Origin of the sequence: Gottfriedia acidiceleris (assembly GCF_050457485.1) — a bacterium.
Classification (GTDB): domain Bacteria; phylum Bacillota; class Bacilli; order Bacillales; family Bacillaceae_G; genus Gottfriedia; species Gottfriedia acidiceleris_D.
Genome location: NZ_JBCMJM010000012.1, coordinates 42984 through 59426 on the forward strand (window position 1 = coordinate 42984; position 16443 = coordinate 59426).

The window sequence follows — 16443 nt, forward strand, 5'->3', positions numbered from 1 at the left end:
GGAAGAACTTATGATAAAACTAGAAAATATTAAAAAAAGTTTTGGGGAATTAGAAGTATTAAAAGATGTTAGTTTAAATGTAGAAAAAGGTACTGTTACTGCTATTATCGGCCCTTCTGGTTCTGGGAAAACTACATTTTTAAGATGTATTAATGTTTTAGAGCATCCGACTGATGGAAAAATAACAATTGATGAACAGACTTTAGATTTTTCTAATAAGGTTACTAAAAAAGAAATTATTTCTTTAAGAAGTAAAACAGGTATGGTTTTTCAACAACATCATTTATTTCCTCACTTAACAGCGTTAGAAAATGTAATGGAAGGCCTAGTAACTGTACAAAAAATAAAAAAAGATGTTGCCAAAAAGAAAGCAATTGACCTACTTATTAAAGTAGGATTAGAAGAGAAAATAAATTTATTACCACACCAACTTTCAGGTGGTCAGCAACAGCGTGTGGGGATTGCTAGAGCGTTAGCCTTAGAACCAACAGTCATTTTATTTGATGAACCAACTTCAGCATTAGATCCAGAGCTTGTACAAGAAGTTCTAAAGGTAATGAAGGAGTTAGCAGAAGAGGGAATGACTATGATTGTCGTTACGCATGAAATGAAATTTGCACGTGATGTTGCCGATGAAGTCATTTTTATGGACGGCGGTTATATTGTTGAACAAGGTCATCCTAAAGACGTTTTAGAGCATCCTAAGCATGCAAGAACAAAACAATTTTTACAATTAATCCAGTAATTCAAGATTAAATATTTTATAAAGTAGTGTAAAAAACTAGTACTAGACGTTGATCTAGTGCTTTTTTTATGTAAAAAAGGAGGTAAATAAATTAAATTGTTTTTTCCAAAATTTACATTAGCTAAACATACATATGTTAATCGATTAGAGTCATACTATCATTACACTTACATAAGGAGGTGAGACAACATGGCAAACAACAACAGCTTAGTAGTAAATGGTGCACAACAAGCATTAGATTCTATGAAGTATGAAATCGCTTCTGAGTTTGGAGTAACTTTAGGTCCTGATTCTACAGCTCGTGCTAACGGTTCTGTAGGAGGAGAAATCACTAAACGTTTAGTTCAAATGGCTGAACAAAGCTTAGGTGGTTATACAAAATAATAACTATGGCCAATAAGGGATGGAGATTAATCTCCATCCTTTCTTAATGAATTGGAGTGAGTTTTTTATGGATGGTATTTGTCCACTGTGCAATGGAATTGAGCATTATAAATTAAAATGTCCTATTTGTGAAAATCATTGTGAAGATAAAGGCAGAGCTGTTGATTACGAAGATAAATATAGTCCATATTTAGATTATGACATTTCAGCAAAAGCCGATGGATTAACTGAGCATAATTCAAATCAGTATTGTACTCATATGTTTAACTGTCCAGATTGTAACGAAGGTTTTCTTAAAATTATTGAGAAAATAAAATAACGCAGTACCAATTAAAATGGTACCGCGTTATTTTAATGTTTAATTCATTATTGAATTATCGGATACGAGATTCTGTTTCTTTATCAAAGAAATGAACTTTGTTCATATCTACTGCTAATTTAATTATTTGACCATGTGTAAATGTCGAACGTGCATCTAATCTTGCTACTAATGTATTACCTTCAAAGTTAGTGTAAAGCATTGATTCTGCTCCTAAAAGCTCAGCTACTTCAATTTTTAAATCAAGAACTGTACCTTGAGATGCTTCGATAAATACTGGTTCGTCATGTAAATCTTCAGGACGTACACCTAAAATAACTTCTTTTCCAACATATCCATTATCGCGTAATGTTTTCATTTTTCCTTCAGGTATCGCAACTTTTTTGCTACCTAAGTTAAAGTGACCATCTTCAACTTTACCAGAAACAAAGTTCATTGCAGGTGAACCAATAAATCCACCAACGAATACGTTTTCTGGGCGATCATAAACTTCCTTTGGTGTACCTACTTGTTGAATAATACCATCTTTCATTACTACTAAACGTGTTGCCATTGTCATTGCTTCTGTTTGATCGTGTGTTACATAAATCGTTGTCGTTTGAAGACGTTGATGTAATTTTGAAATCTCAGAACGCATTGCAACACGTAATTTAGCATCTAAGTTTGATAAAGGCTCGTCCATTAAGAATACTTTTGCATCACGTACAATTGCACGACCAAGAGCTACACGTTGACGTTGTCCACCAGATAAAGCTTTTGGTTTACGAGTTAAATATTCCTCAAGACCTAAAATACGTGCAGCATCTTTTACACGTCGATCAATTTCTGCTTTGTCAAACTTACGTAATTTTAATCCGAAAGCCATGTTATCATATACAGTCATATGTGGGTAAAGTGCGTAGTTTTGGAATACCATTGCGATGTCACGATCTTTTGGTTGAACATCATTTACACGCTTGCCGTCAATAAAGAAGTCACCTTTTGAAATATCTTCTAAACCAGCGATCATTCGAAGTGTTGTTGATTTACCGCATCCAGAAGGACCAACGAATACGATAAATTCTTTGTCTTCAATATGAAGATTAAAATCTTTTACAGCTGTTACGTTATTATCATAAATTTTATAAATGTGATCTAATTTTAATTCTGCCATTAGTATTACCTCCAACTATTTGTAATCGGTTTCATTGATTAAATTGTAAACATTTAAACGTTTTTAAACAATGGCAAAGGTTCACAAAAAAAATAGCCTACTTTGTACAAGGTGCACAAAATAGGCTTTAATTAATTTTCATTCACGATCTCAAGTAGATGAATGGCTAAAAATATAACTAGTCCATCCTCAAAATGCTTTAAATCTATACCGGTTTGTTCCGAAAACTTATCAAGACGATATTGGACAGTATTTCGATGTAAAAAAGCTTTTTTTGAAGTAGCAGTAACATTTAAATTTTGTTGAAGAAAGATTTTTACCGTTGAAAGAATTGGATCATCAATTTTCATATCATTCAAAAATAAATTAGGTAATTCCTTTTGTAAATCATCTGGTAAAAATGAAAGGATGTAATAAAGCATTTCTTTTGAAAACCAAAGTATATTTTTTTGCTTTTTTACGGATAAAGCTTTTTTAAAACATTGATGTTCAATATCAAAATAAAGACTTAGATTCGCTAATGGTGAATAGCGTTTTCCTACAAAAAAGGTAACATCATGGTACAAGTCAGCTGCAATGATTTCTTGCATATGTTCTAAAAATTCTTTGTTAAATGGTTGATCGATTATTTTTTCAATAATAACGCCTTCCTTAGCAGAATTCCAAACGACTATTACTTCTTTATGAAAGAATGCATTGATTGCTTCTTCAAACTCATTTTTACTAGAGAATAACTGATTGCTATAAAAATGAATAAAACGAATTGAAGTAGGGAGAGAAACCTCGGTTTCGAAAGAGAAAGGATTATGTCCTTTACAGAAAAATAAATATTGAAACCATTCGCTTTGTGCAGATGGCATCAGAATTTCATCTGATTCTAATTTTGTAAAAAGACATTCCAATAGATTATTTTGTTCCTCTGATATTGTATTTTTTTTAATCCCGAAAATTTCTTGATTCTCAGTAGAAAACCAAGAATAATCCATATATGTACTTTCATCAGGTGTGACTGAAACAGACTCACTCCCAAATAATGTCTTAATTTTATCGATCATAATCATTACCTTCCGACGCATTATTTCATTTTAGTTTATCACTGTTGGAAAAAATAAAAAAGAACAGTAGCTGAGTAACTACTGTTTAAAATTCGAAAGTTCATAAAATAGTCGAATTAAGTTTTCAAGTCCTTGTTCTTTTATCGCAATTTCGTCAAAGACCATTGGTTTAGAGTTAATTTCAAAAATATAGTAATGATTGTTTTGAATTCCGATATCCATTGAAAATTCATAAAAATGCGCATCGTCCATATTTAAAGCAGTTCCTGTTTGTCTGACTATTTCTTGTAATAATGAAAAATTTAATTCAATCGGTAGTTCTTCAATCGTAATAATGCTACCACCTCTAGGTACATGAGTTGTAATAGCATTAAATGATCCTACTCTTACACCGATACCGGAAAGAATATAATTATTTTCATTTTTATGTGCAAGAATTCGTAGATCAAACTTTCTTCCATCTGGTAATTCGCTCAGTATCCCTTGTTGACAAATAAAATCCTCGCTTAATGAACAAAGAAATTTCCAACAATCACTAATTGATTTCACCAATTCTACATGAAATGCATTACGGATTATGACTTCTTTATCACTTTTCAAGGAGAGCTTAAATACGCCAAATCCCTTTGAAGAATTATGCTTCTTTATATATAGAAATTTCCATTTTTTTAAATAGAAATATAAATCTTTTTCGCTAGTTAAATCGACTGTTTTTGGTATATAACTTTTTAAAAAGTCGTTTGAAGATAATAGTGACGTTGTTTGTATTTTTGAGAGATATGATTCGTTAAAAAAAGGAATGTTTAGTTCTGAGATTTTATCTCGGAAATTTTTATAAGCATCGTTAGATTCGTACTGTACAGATGGGATGCGATTATAAATTACGTCTGGTAATGGGGAATATAGCTTAAGCCATTTTTTTGTTTTAAAACAAAACGTATAACATTTAACCGAATTACCAGAGAGGGCGGTAGGGGTTAATATGATAGGTATACCGCCATCAGTTAATACCTTCTTACAAATTCTTTTAAAGGTCTTAATATTTCCACTAAAAGGTAGCCGATCTTCGTTTGTTAAAATACCGATAATAGGGCCTAAATGTGTTCCGGTTTTTTTTACCTGAAATTGTATGGAATTTAAACGATCGTCTTGGGATGGTAATATAGTAAGCCGATTATGGCCTATGGAATATCTTGATTCACTATGGTCATGCGACCAAGTATTTTTATCAAGATGATAAAAAACAGAGATCATTTCATTGAAACCTCGAGTTCATTACCCTTTTTGGAAAGATGAGTAGCATATTCCAAAAATAGTTTTTTAATCTGTTTGTCATTTTCTTGGAAACTAGGATTTGAAAAGATTGATCTTCCAGGTTTAGAATTTGCTTCGAAAAGCCAAATTTTTTCATCCTTATCAACACCTATATCAAATCCAATTTCTCCGATATGACCATCTACTTGACGATCTAAAGATTCACTAATTTTTAACGCTGCTGTAGTTAATTTATCATGTATTCTTTTCGCTTTTTCCTGATCAAATAATTCTTCAAGAGTTTTCACTCGACCACCGTTATTTAAGTGAGTAGTTGTGCTACCTTTTCCTGCTACTTTTGCGGCAATAACCGTTACATGCCATTTTCCTAAAGCATCCTTGTTTGTATGAACTCGAAAATCGACAGGCTGATGCTCGTAGCGAATTAGTGAAATACCTTGTTGTACAATGAAGTCATGTAACTTGGTGCTACGAAAAACATGATTAATTAAAGATTGGAGTGATGAGAATTTTTGAAGTTTATTTGTTTCAAAATCACGATATCTACAATAATAAATTCCTTCTTCTCGGTGGTAACGAATTAAAATGACTTTTGAACCGAGGCTACCATTTTCGGGTTTAACGTATACAAATTGGTATTGCGATAATAATTCTTCAATCGTGTCAAAATTATGGAACTTTACTGTTTTCGGGAGATAATGTGCAACTGATTCTTCATTTTTTAATTTTACATATAAGTCCCATTTATTGAAGAATCCAGGATTAAACCAAGGGATTTTGTATTCTTTTTCTAATTTATGACGTACCCGTTTAATTGATTTATGAACCTCAACTTTTCGATTAGGTAACCTATTATAAATAACCGTTGGAAAAGGAACGACTTCTTTGGTCCATCTTTTATTTGTAAAGAAATAACCTTGAATGGTTTCAGATTCCCAATCGATTCCGTGAGTACCAAATACAAATATAAAGCTATTTTTCTGATTATTTTCTGCAATTAAGTTTGCAAACATAAAGCTACGATCACCGATAGGGCGAAGTAGTGACTCAGTAAAGCCAGCGGTGAAAATTCCGACTAGTGGCCCAAGCTGTAATGTATTTCCGATAATAATGGGCTCAATAGAACCATCAAAAGGTATACAGAGCATTTCGACTAAATGCTCTGATATCGAAATAATATTGTGAAGTGTATTCATCGTAACTAGTTGACAAGGGTATTTTTTTTGACCAAAAGCAATATATTCAATATTTCTAGAAGTAGTAAGCTCTTCAGGTATACATACTAGATTCTTACTCTGTCGATGAGTAACGATTTTATAAACTTCATTCATTATTTAATTTCACTTCTTTCACTTTTAGATTTCGATTGTAAATGTAAACAATACTGAATTGGTGCTGAGTAAAGCTTTTGCTGGATAGAAGGGTCGGTTTGAAGTAAAACTTTTCTACCAGGCTTTGAATTAACATCTAAAATCCAGATGGCTTGATTTGAATCAATGCCTAAATCTAAACCTATTTCAAATAATGGAAGAAAGTTCTTTTCAAGGGTGACTGGTAATTGTTTGCATATTGTTTCAATATCTTGCTGTAATATTAAAGCAGTTCTTTGATTAAATTGAGTAATCCATTTTTCAAATGGAACTGCATTACTTCCCGCACTTAAATTTGCAACAATTGAATTAGGCTGACCGATGCGAACACCTTTTCCAATAGCTTGCCACTCACCTTTTTCATTTTTTTGTAAAAGGATCCTTAAATCAAATGCTTCATGTGATTTTGTTTGGAGGTCTAGATAATTTTGATAAACATATCCTTTTGATTCAACAATCGGCTGTAGCCACTCAAAAAATTCATCTCGTGTTTCATAAACAGTTTCAATTACTTCCTTTTGTTTTTGTGTTGAAACACTAATTGAATAGGCACTTAACGTAATAAAATAAATATTGATTCCTCTTGAACCATGGATCGGTTTAATGACGAGCTTGCGCGTTTTTCTAAGTTCTTCAAAAAATACAGCTAAGTGTAATAGTTTCTTTGTTTTAGGGATATATGGATTTAAACTTTCATCAGTTGCTAGAGCTTGATAAGTTTCCCATTTTCCTGGCAGTCCATATCCTAAAAAAGTGATGTCTTTACGTTTTTTTAGCCAGTCAACAATAGGCTTTGCCTGCTTACTTTTAATACTTGGGGAATAGAAACAACGATCATAAATAAAATTCGGTATTTCAAATGTTGTTTTCTCCCATTGTTCTGTTTCTGCTATATACTTCCAGCCCATAATTTCTTCAGTAGCTGGTTGAATATTAAAAGGGGTAAATTGAACGAATTCGTAACCAAGTTTACTTGCTTCTTTCGCCATATGCTGAACGTATTCACCTTCTTGTCTTTCTTTAAGAGATAAATAACCTATTCTCATTCTTTTCACTCCTTGTACTTATAAATATGATTGAACAAGAGAAAAAATAGCTTTTGTTGAAGGTCTAATTTTTTGAATTGGGTCTGAAACATGTAAATCCTTAGATGGCTTTGAATTTATTTCGATAACCCAAGGGTTAAATTGATTGTCTATAGCGAGATCCACTCCAAACTCAGCGAATAATCCATCAAAGGAGGAGTCTATACATATACAGCATTCGATGGCTAATTCAATCAATAATTTTTTAAAGTGAATTCGCTCTTTCTTTGGTAAATATTGACTTAAAAACTCATCAATTTTTTGAAGGTCTCCTCCGCGGGCCAAATTACTTACAAACTGCGTAGGGTGACCAATCCTAGCTACAGTTGAAGTTACTTCCCATTTATTAAATTTATTTTTATGACATAAAAATCTAAAATCAACAAGTCGATCATCCTTACTGATTAAAGGTAAGCCTTCTTGGATGATAAAAGTCCGCTTACTTAATTGCTGTTTAATTGGATGAAATAATTGAGAAATTGATTTATATTCAACTTCTACTTCGGAATTTTGGCTGTTTTTTAAACGATACAAATCTTTATCTTTTGTAACCTTAAAAATGTTTCTACCTTGGCTACCGTGAATTGGTTTAATAAAAACCGTTTCATATTTTTGAATAAAATTCTCTAATTGTTCGACTGAGCAGCATTCCTCAGTGTATGGAACGTATGGCTTTATATAGGCTGAATCAATTAGAGCTTTAAAAACTTCAAGTTTATTTAAGAAGCGAGCATTAAAAAAAGGTATTTGTTGACTTGTTAGCGAAGAATTAAGTAATTTAAACTCTTTTGTTCGTTCAAGTCTTCTTGAATGAATTCGATTATGAATGATGGTAGGGGCAGGTACATTCTTTAAAGTCCAGCCATTTTCTGAACGCTTATATCCTTTTAATTCATTCGTTAGTAGCTTTTTAAATGTAGTTACATAGAAATCAATATCAGAGTCTCCGCATAACTCTGATAGTTCCTCACAAAGTGTCGTTATTGAACCGAGCGGATTTAATGACTCCTCATTTATCGAATCAGTTACTACAACAAAAGATTGGGGTTCTTGATTTTTAGGAAAAGATTGCAATGATTCTCCTCCTTTCCAAAATAATTGTCGTTGTATACTATGTGATATTCGCCTAGTTGGTGAATGCCTTTAGGAAATTTTTAGGGAAGAAAGTTTGATTTGTTTTAGAAAGACTGACATATAATAGAATGTTTGCTATAGTGGAGATACAAAAGTTTATAGGAGGTAGTAACATGGCTGTAAATATTTATGATATTGCATACTCACTACAAAACGCTTTTAAGGAGCAACCAGAATTTAAAAACTTACAATCACTATACTCACAAGTATTAGCTGATCCAAATGCAAAACCATTATTTATGGAATTTCAAAATTTCCAAAAGGCAATGCAACAAAAAATGTATCAAGGTGAAGCAGTTACACCTGAAGAAAATGCAAAAGGGCAAGAAATTGTTGCAAGAGTGTCTCAAAATCCTTTAATTGCAAACTTAATGCAAGTGGAACAAAGACTAAACCTAGTCATCCAAGATGTAAATAAAATTGTCATGAGTCCATTAGAAGAATTTTATAAAGCTTTACTTGAACTTTAATTTTAATATTTAAAAGGCAGGATAAGAAGAGGATCATTCATTCTTTTACTTTTTCCTGCCTTTCTTAATCCCTTCTTTACCATAAGAGAGACTTCAACTAAATGGAGTCTTTTTTAGTATAAGAATGGATATAATAACAGCCTATAATGTTCTAATTAAATGAAGCATGTCATATATTCTAGTAAGGTATTTCTTCGCGAAATGGGGGAGATTAAGTGATTTATAAGTTACTTGCAATTAATATAGATGGTACTTTATTGCAATCCAATGGAAAACTCTCAAAAGAATCGAAAGAAGCTGTTGAATACGTTCAAGACAAAGGGATTTATGTAACCTTATATACAAGTAGAAATTTCCAAGCTACAAAAAAAATCGCAAAAGCTCTTAAGGTTAATAACCTTTTGGTCTCTCACTCAGGTGCCTTTATCTCTTCAAAGCTTGATGAACCATTATTTGAAAAGAGAATTGAAGAGGAAGAAGCTTATGAAATCGTTAAAAAACTAGAAAAGTATGATTGTAATATTCGGTTGTCACATGAACATTTTTCAATTGGAAATCGAAAAAAATTACAATCTAATTTAGTGGCAAAAGCAGTTTTATCAAATGCTGATCCTGTCTTTTATCCAATCCAATTTGTTGAATCACTTTCAGATAGCATTCTGGAAAATTCAATATCACCGTTAAAAATCGAATGTTATTTCTCTGATGAAGTAGAGAAAAATAAAGTGAAAAAAGAATTGGATGCAAAGTATCCACATCTTGATTACTTATGCGATGAAGATCGTAAAATTGAAATCGTCCGAAAAGGAATTTCAAAATATTCAGGCTTAAAACGATTAGGTGAACATCTAGGAATTTCTTATCACGAAATGGTTGTAATCGGAGATAATTATAGTGATTTACCATTAATCGAGCATGCAGGTTTAGGAGTTGCTATGTCAAATGCTCCTGTAGAGATTAAAAAAGTTGCAGACTGGATTACAAGATCAAATGATCAAAATGGTGTTCCTTATATGATCAAGGAGCATTTCAGGAAACAATTCCCACTGCCATTCTTAAAAACACATTTAAAAATCGAAAAATAAATAAAAGCCTGGCTTTCAAGAGAATTCTCTTCGAAAACCAGGCTTTTTCAGTGAATTTTAAATAATTGACCTCGTTACTCTTTAATTTTATACTTAAGTGATAACTTAAAAAGGTGATAATAAAATGAAAATATATATTAAAGGCTTAGAGGATATTCGTTTTCAAAGACCGTTAGAGCTATTAGCTCAACTATTTTTTGAAGACTGTGATGTATCGTTAGAAAAAATAGGTGCAGATATAGAAGTAAGTTTTGTGCTAGATGAAGTTAATAAACAAGTATCAGGTAAGTTAGGTACGAATTTCGAAGCAAATACGAGCTATGTAGATGGTAAAGATGATCGAGAATCATTTAAATTTAAAAAGAAAGCAGTTAACTTTGTCTTTTTATCCTTACTACAAGAGCATACTGGAATTCAGCAAAAGTGGGGAATCTTAACTGGTATACGACCAACTAAGCTCCTTCATTCAAAACTTAAATCTGGTATGTCAAAGAATGTGGCGCATGAAGAGCTACGAAATGACTATTTAATCCATGACGAAAAAATTGAATTAATGCAATCAATCGTCGATCGTCAAATAAAAGTAATACCAGATTTATATAACTTGCAAAATGAAGTTAGTCTTTATATTGGTATTCCTTACTGCCCTACTAAGTGTGCTTATTGTACATTCCCAGCTTATGCTATTCAAGGGAAACAAGGTGCAGTCGATTCATTCTTATATGGATTACATTACGAAATGGAAAAAATCGGCGAATTTCTAAAGGAACGTGGAATTAACATTACTACGATTTATTATGGTGGAGGGACACCTACTAGTATTACAGCAGAAGAAATGGACTTACTGTATGCTAAGATGCACGAATCATTTCCAAATATGAAGCAGGTTCGTGAAATTACGGTAGAGGCTGGTAGACCTGATACAATTACACCCGAAAAATTAGATGTTTTAAATAAATGGAATATTGATCGAATTAGTATTAATCCACAATCCTATATTCAAGAAACTTTAAAAGCGATTGGTAGACATCACACTGTGGATGAAACAATAACAAAGTACCATTTAGCACGTGAAATGGGTATGAATAATATAAATATGGATTTGATTATTGGTTTACCTGGAGAAGGGTTAAAAGAATTTCAATATACTTTAGATGAAACTGAAAAGTTAATGCCTGAATCATTGACTGTTCATACACTTTCATTTAAAAGAGCCTCAGAAATGACGCAAAACAAACAAAAATATAAAGTTGCAGATCGTGATGAAGTGCAGCAAATGATGAATGAAGCAACGGTATGGACAAAAAATCATAAATATCATCCTTACTATTTATATCGTCAAAAAAATATATTAGGTAATCTTGAGAACATTGGTTACTCTGTTGATGGTCAAGAAAGCTTGTATAATATTTTAATTATGGAAGAAGAACAAACAATTATTGGTTTAGGTTGTGGTGCATCTAGTAAGTTTGTAAATCCAGAAACTCGTCAAATAACTCGTTTTGCTAATGCAAAAGATCCTAAATCATATAATGAAGGTTATGAGCATTATACAAATGCAAAAATTAAGATTTTAGATGAGTTATTTTCGAAAAGTAATCAATCAAATTAATGAAAAATAAAGGATATTCCCCTTGCGATGTTTAATGTTTAAATTAACCATGAAAACAAGGGGGATTTTTTTATGTCTATTTCAAACACGGCAGAACATGTTTTATTAAGAAAAGAGGGACGAGTTGCGACTGTTGTATTTAATCGACCTGAAGTATTGAATGCAATGAATGAAGATACATTCAGACAATTTCGAGATGTACTGGATGAAATTGCTAGCTCAGACGTTGATGTAGTGGTTCTATGTGGAAATGGAAAAGGTTTCTCTTCAGGTGGAGATTTAAAATCAATGCTAAGTAACACAGATGAGTCTGCTTTTGGTCCAGTAATGGATTTAATTACAGATGTAGTAGTTAAATTATATACTTTACCTAAAATCGTTATTAGTGCGATTCATGGACCAGCTGCTGGAATAGGACTAAGTTTTGCTCTTGCTAGTGATTTCGTTCTTGCTCACGAATCAGGTGTATTGGCAATGAATTTTATCGGAATTGGTTTAATTCCGGATGGTGGTGCACATTATTTCTTAGAAAAAAGACTAGGTGAAACAAAATCTAAGCAACTGATTTGGGAAGGTAAAAAACTAAATGCAACGCAAGCGCTAGAAATCGGTTTAATTGATGAAGTAATCAGTGGGGACTTTGAACAAAAAATTAATGAACGTGTGAAGTCTATTCTTCAAAAACCAGTAAGTGCGATGATCCAAACAAAACAAATCTACAGTAACGGTAACTTAGAGTCCTTAAAAAATGTACTTTTATTTGAAAAAGAAGGACAAAGTGCAATGAGAAAAACAGTAGATCATCAGGAAGGTGTACAGGCCTTTTTACAAAAGAGACTGCCAGTTTTTACTGGTAAATAAGGATTGTGAAATCGACTGGATTCGGTCGATTTTTTTGATTAGAAGAAAAGAAAAGATGTACAAACAAAATTAACAAAAGTAAAATTAAATAACCTGAAATAGTAGATATAATATTTTAATAAATATTGACTAACACACTGCTATTTTCTTTCTGTAATCCTATGTTTTTAATATAAAAAAGAATAAATCATTAAAAATTAGATTGTTTATATTCTATTATGCACTAGTCTTTGTTAGTTAAATTGTGTCTGACAATGAAGATAAACTTAACAGTTGTTTTACGAAATGGTTAATTTTAAAATACAAGACTATAAGTTTTTCTCCACTCGTGGTAGAATGTTGACATTCTCAGTTTTGGGAGAGTGGTTAGATTGAAAAAGATTCAAAGCAATTCACGTACAACCTCAAGAGCGAAAAGAAAAAAAACAAAACTCATTTTATTTGGATCAATTGGAATCGTACTAATACTAATAGCATTTATTTCGTATTCCATTTTTTCGCCGAATGATAATAAGGCAGGATCTAAAAAAAGTGACTATGCATCGGCTAAAAATAGCGAAAAGAATGATGATAATGGTGTAAAAGAGACGTCAACAACGGTTCAAACAATTGATGATGACGATTCAGATGGCACTGCTCCGGAAACACCAGAACAAACGGGTGCACAAACTGGTGCGAAGCATGCTACAAGCTATGATCGAAATTCTCAAGACTGGCAGGCAATGCTACAGACAATCTCTTCTGCTGCTGGAATAGATTCAAGCAATATGACTGTATGGTTTTTAGGAAGTGACAAAAGCAACCCAGGTGGCTCAGTCGGGACTGTATCAGCAAAGACAAAAGGCTCGCAAAAATATCGAGTATATCTCATATGGGATGGCTCTGGCTATAAAGCTACAAAAGTTGAACCTGCTTCATAAAATGTAAATAGGATGTACTTAAAGGTAATCCTACGGCTGTCGAGAAATTCCTGACAGCTATTTCATTAAAAGGACCGTTCCGCGCCAAGCAGAAGTTGGAAAATGTTGAAACTTTGAGTGGTACTTTAAACACTAATTTAGATCAAAAACAAACAAGCTGCGATAAATTTTCGCAGCTTGTTTTATTATGGATGAAATAAAAGAAGCTTACCAGTTTGGTTAATGCAACGGTGTGTTTTATCAAGTGCATCGAGTGTAGTAAGTTTTTCTGTACCAATTTTTTTTGCTTCTAAGTCAGAATTAGCTTCAAATTGTTCATCGACAATTGATTCGCCACTTTTTTCAAAAGCAGTAATTCGATATGTTGGCATGTCCTAGACCTCCCTAAAGTAGTTGCGATATTACTATTTTGGCATAGATTGAAAAGCTGTGTAAAGTAATAATTTGAATTATAAAAAAATTCAGTGCAGATTTAAAATTTTGACATTTGTAGGTTCGAATAGATTTTAAGAATTGTTAGAATATGTCTTAATTTTTTGTATGAACATTGTTGGGCTAAGCATCTATTTTAACGTATAATAGGATAAGTAAAATGACTAATACATAATTTGATTTTCCTTTTTTTATTTTGTGAAATTAATTTTCCAAAATATTTTAAGCTATTTACTTAAGTAGAGCTTAAGGAAGCATATACAATATGGAGGTACTTATGGATAAAAAAGTATATGATCATGAAGTTGGCGAACGTTTTGTAACATTTTTATTTGTCAAAGCTGTTACTAAAGGTGTAGCAAGTAATCAAAAAACATTCTTATCTTTAACTTTACAAGATCAAAGTGGAGATATTGAGGCGAAGCTTTGGGATATTTCTACAGAGCAAGAAGAAGCGTATGTTGAAGGAACAGTTGTAAAAGTAGAAGGGGAGCTTCACGATTATAGAGGAAAACTTCAACTTAAATTACGCCAAATTCGCCCAACTAAAGATACAGACGAAGTTAATCCGGAAGATTTTTTCGCAAGAGCACCAGTTTCTAAAGAAGAATTATATGAGAAAATTACTTCATATATTAATAATATGACCAATGAAAAACTTAAAAAGCTTACAGAGTATCTAGTATTAAAAAATCAAGAGGATTTTCTTGATTATCCAGCGGCAACTAAGAATCACCATGAATTTGTTTCTGGTTTAGCATACCATGTTTTTTGTATGTTGAAATTAGGTGAATCAATTGCGAATTTATATCCTTCGATCAATAAGGATTTACTATATGCTGGAATCATACTACATGATTTAGGAAAAGTAAGAGAATTATCTGGTCCGGTTTCAACAAAGTATACTGTCGAAGGTAATTTGTTAGGTCATATCTCACTTATGGCCATTGAAATTGGAAATGCCTCAATCGAACTAGGTATTGAGGGAGAAGAGGTTACTGTTTTACAGCATCTTATTTTAAGTCATCATGGTAAGTATGAGTACGGTAGTCCAAAACTACCTTTAATTAAAGAAGCGGAAATTTTACATTATATTGATAATATTGATGCAAAAATGAATATGTTAGACCGCGCACTTGAAAGAGTTGAACCAGGAGAATATACAGAGCGAATTTTCCCATTAGAAAATCGTAGTTTTTACAAACCAAAATTTTAAATTAATCATACTTCCTCTTTATTAGCCATATAATGAAGCAAATGCTTGTCTACTAAGGAGGAAAATCAATGCCAATTTTACCATTTTGGATGTATATCGTGATTTTAGGAATTTTTGTAAGTGGATTTATGGTGCTTTACACCTCGAAACAAGAAAGAGATGCTGATGAAGCATTCATTGAAAAAGAGGGAGAAATTTATTTACAAAGAATTAAAGAAGAAAGAGAACGAAGAGAGCAATTACTTATTAACTCTGAGATTTCATCCAATTAAAAAACCTGCCATTTAGGCAGGTTTTTTTATGATTTTTTCTCTTGACTTTCTAAGTCTTTATCTTTTACTTTAAATTTAGCTTTTTTAAGAAGTTCATCAGAGAATGCTTGGAAGTTTTCTTGACTTAGCTTAGACTCAGCAATTTTTTTGCGAGCATCTTTTTCGTTAGCAGTCTTTTTACCAGTTAATTTAATAACATGGTATCCAAATTGTGATTTAACTGGTTGGCTAATTTCTCCAACTTTTAATTTATAAGCAGCTGCTTCGAATTCAGGTACCATAGCACCTTCACCAAAATAGCCTAAATCTCCGCCTTTATCTTTTGAACCAGTGTCAGTAGAATATTTTTTTGCTTCTGCTGCAAAATCTGCACCTTTAGCTAATTCTTCTTCAACTTTTTTAGCTGTAGCTTCGTCTTTTACTAGAATATGACTAGCTCTAATTTCTGGTTTATATTTTGCAAGGTCAGCTTTTGTTACTGAAGCTTCAGCAGCTTTTTCAGTTAATAAATCGATTTTAACACGATCTTTAAATGCTGCTTCATCTTTAAATCCGTACTGAGCTAAGAAAGCTTTAAATTGGTCACCATTTTGTGTTTTATACTCATTGAACTTAGCGTCAACATCTTTATCACTAACTTTGTAGTTTTTCTTTAAATAATCTTCAATAGCCATTTGCTTAAGCATTGCTAATCCTGCTGTATCCTTCATCTTGTTATATAAGTCTTTAGATGTGATATCTCCCGCATTAGATGTAGCAACAACATCGTTACTAATACCAGCAGATCCACATGCTGCTAGTCCGAATACTGAGGTAGCTAAAACTGCAGATACGATTAACTTTTTCATTTAAACATCTCCTAATAAAAATTTAAAATGATTTCTTATAAAGAAAAATTTTACTTATTAAAGTATGGAGCTTAAATCTTAATTTTTCCTGTATTTAGACATACCTTTTACTGGAAATTACTTCACTTAATATAACATATTTTTCTTCAATGTGACAAAGTTTATCCAAAAAAAGAATAATTTGGTATGCTTTTTAATTAAAATATA

The 16443-nt window shown here is 32.1% G+C and carries 18 protein-coding genes; 10 read left to right on the forward strand and 8 right to left on the reverse strand.

The window, feature by feature from the left end:
- Window positions 1-10: 10 nt before the first annotated feature.
- The 3 genes from ABEY15_RS13295 to ABEY15_RS13305 all read left to right on the forward strand — a co-directional run bounded on the left by ABEY15_RS13295 (window position 11) and on the right by ABEY15_RS13305 (window position 1448).
- Complete coding sequence (locus tag ABEY15_RS13295; RefSeq protein ID WP_429890583.1) at window positions 11-745, forward strand: amino acid ABC transporter ATP-binding protein; 735 nt, start codon at window positions 11-13, stop codon at window positions 743-745.
- A gap of 189 nt (window positions 746-934) precedes the next feature.
- On the forward strand, window positions 935-1129 hold the full coding sequence (locus tag ABEY15_RS13300) for an alpha/beta-type small acid-soluble spore protein (RefSeq protein WP_088012142.1): 195 nt from the start codon (window positions 935-937) through the stop codon (window positions 1127-1129).
- A 67-nt stretch (window positions 1130-1196) separates the two neighbouring features.
- Window positions 1197-1448, forward strand: a complete 252-nt coding sequence (locus ABEY15_RS13305) for a hypothetical protein (protein WP_056472046.1) — start codon at window positions 1197-1199, stop codon at window positions 1446-1448.
- 55 nt (window positions 1449-1503) lie between these two features.
- Here the strand turns inward: ABEY15_RS13305 and ABEY15_RS13310 are convergent, their stop codons facing one another.
- The 6 genes from ABEY15_RS13310 to ABEY15_RS13335 form a co-directional block, all read right to left on the reverse strand.
- Window positions 1504-2601: an ABC transporter ATP-binding protein gene (locus ABEY15_RS13310; protein WP_429890585.1), complete on the reverse strand. Its 1098-nt coding sequence runs from the start codon at window positions 2599-2601 to the stop codon at window positions 1504-1506.
- 131 nt (window positions 2602-2732) lie between these two features.
- Window positions 2733-3656 (reverse strand): PucR family transcriptional regulator, encoded by a 924-nt coding sequence (locus ABEY15_RS13315; protein ID WP_429890587.1) that lies wholly within the window; start codon window positions 3654-3656, stop codon window positions 2733-2735.
- Window positions 3657-3734: 78 nt separating this feature from the next.
- Window positions 3735-4910: a YheC/YheD family protein gene (locus ABEY15_RS13320; RefSeq protein ID WP_429890588.1), complete on the reverse strand. Its 1176-nt coding sequence runs from the start codon at window positions 4908-4910 to the stop codon at window positions 3735-3737.
- Window positions 4907-6262: a YheC/YheD family protein gene (locus ABEY15_RS13325; protein ID WP_429890590.1), complete on the reverse strand. Its 1356-nt coding sequence runs from the start codon at window positions 6260-6262 to the stop codon at window positions 4907-4909. The genes ABEY15_RS13320 and ABEY15_RS13325 overlap by 4 nt, the downstream gene beginning before the upstream one ends.
- A complete protein-coding gene (locus ABEY15_RS13330; protein WP_429890591.1) occupies window positions 6262-7347 on the reverse strand; it encodes a YheC/YheD family protein in 1086 nt (361 codons plus the stop codon). Before ABEY15_RS13330 ends, ABEY15_RS13325 begins: the two co-directional genes overlap by 1 nt.
- Before the next feature lie 18 nt (window positions 7348-7365).
- The gene (locus ABEY15_RS13335) at window positions 7366-8460 is read right to left on the reverse strand and encodes a YheC/YheD family protein (RefSeq protein WP_429890593.1); all 1095 of its coding nucleotides are present in this window, start codon (window positions 8458-8460) and stop codon (window positions 7366-7368) included.
- Window positions 8461-8633: 173 nt separating this feature from the next.
- On the opposite strand from ABEY15_RS13335, the gene ABEY15_RS13340 reads away from it, so the two are divergent.
- The 5 genes from ABEY15_RS13340 to ABEY15_RS13360 all read left to right on the forward strand — a co-directional run bounded on the left by ABEY15_RS13340 (window position 8634) and on the right by ABEY15_RS13360 (window position 13468).
- On the forward strand, window positions 8634-8990 hold the full coding sequence (locus ABEY15_RS13340; protein ID WP_097973772.1) for a YlbF family regulator: 357 nt from the start codon (window positions 8634-8636) through the stop codon (window positions 8988-8990).
- A gap of 215 nt (window positions 8991-9205) precedes the next feature.
- Window positions 9206-10075 carry a Cof-type HAD-IIB family hydrolase gene (locus ABEY15_RS13345; protein WP_429890594.1) on the forward strand — a complete coding sequence of 290 codons (870 nt, stop codon included), beginning with the start codon at window positions 9206-9208 and terminating at the stop codon, window positions 10073-10075.
- 124 nt (window positions 10076-10199) lie between these two features.
- Complete coding sequence (locus ABEY15_RS13350) at window positions 10200-11687, forward strand: coproporphyrinogen III oxidase (protein ID WP_429890595.1); 1488 nt, start codon at window positions 10200-10202, stop codon at window positions 11685-11687.
- A gap of 72 nt (window positions 11688-11759) precedes the next feature.
- Window positions 11760-12548, forward strand: a complete 789-nt coding sequence (locus ABEY15_RS13355) for an enoyl-CoA hydratase (RefSeq protein ID WP_429890596.1) — start codon at window positions 11760-11762, stop codon at window positions 12546-12548.
- A 371-nt stretch (window positions 12549-12919) separates the two neighbouring features.
- Window positions 12920-13468 (forward strand): DUF1510 family protein, encoded by a 549-nt coding sequence (locus ABEY15_RS13360; RefSeq protein WP_429890597.1) that lies wholly within the window; start codon window positions 12920-12922, stop codon window positions 13466-13468.
- A gap of 185 nt (window positions 13469-13653) precedes the next feature.
- Here the strand turns inward: ABEY15_RS13360 and ABEY15_RS13365 are convergent, their stop codons facing one another.
- Window positions 13654-13839 (reverse strand): YhzD family protein, encoded by a 186-nt coding sequence (locus tag ABEY15_RS13365; RefSeq protein WP_429890599.1) that lies wholly within the window; start codon window positions 13837-13839, stop codon window positions 13654-13656.
- Between the two features lie 338 nt (window positions 13840-14177).
- Here ABEY15_RS13365 and yhaM point away from each other — a divergent pair, with 338 nt between their 5' ends.
- Together yhaM and ABEY15_RS13375 are read left to right on the forward strand one after the other, a co-directional pair.
- A complete protein-coding gene (gene yhaM, locus ABEY15_RS13370; protein ID WP_429890601.1) occupies window positions 14178-15116 on the forward strand; it encodes a 3'-5' exoribonuclease YhaM in 939 nt (312 codons plus the stop codon).
- Between the two features lie 68 nt (window positions 15117-15184).
- Complete coding sequence (locus tag ABEY15_RS13375) at window positions 15185-15388, forward strand: sporulation YhaL family protein (protein ID WP_056472082.1); 204 nt, start codon at window positions 15185-15187, stop codon at window positions 15386-15388.
- A gap of 26 nt (window positions 15389-15414) precedes the next feature.
- On the opposite strand, the gene ABEY15_RS13380 is transcribed toward ABEY15_RS13375, so the two are convergent.
- Window positions 15415-16236, reverse strand: a complete 822-nt coding sequence (locus tag ABEY15_RS13380; RefSeq protein ID WP_429890603.1) for a peptidylprolyl isomerase — start codon at window positions 16234-16236, stop codon at window positions 15415-15417.
- Window positions 16237-16443: the final 207 nt, after the last annotated feature.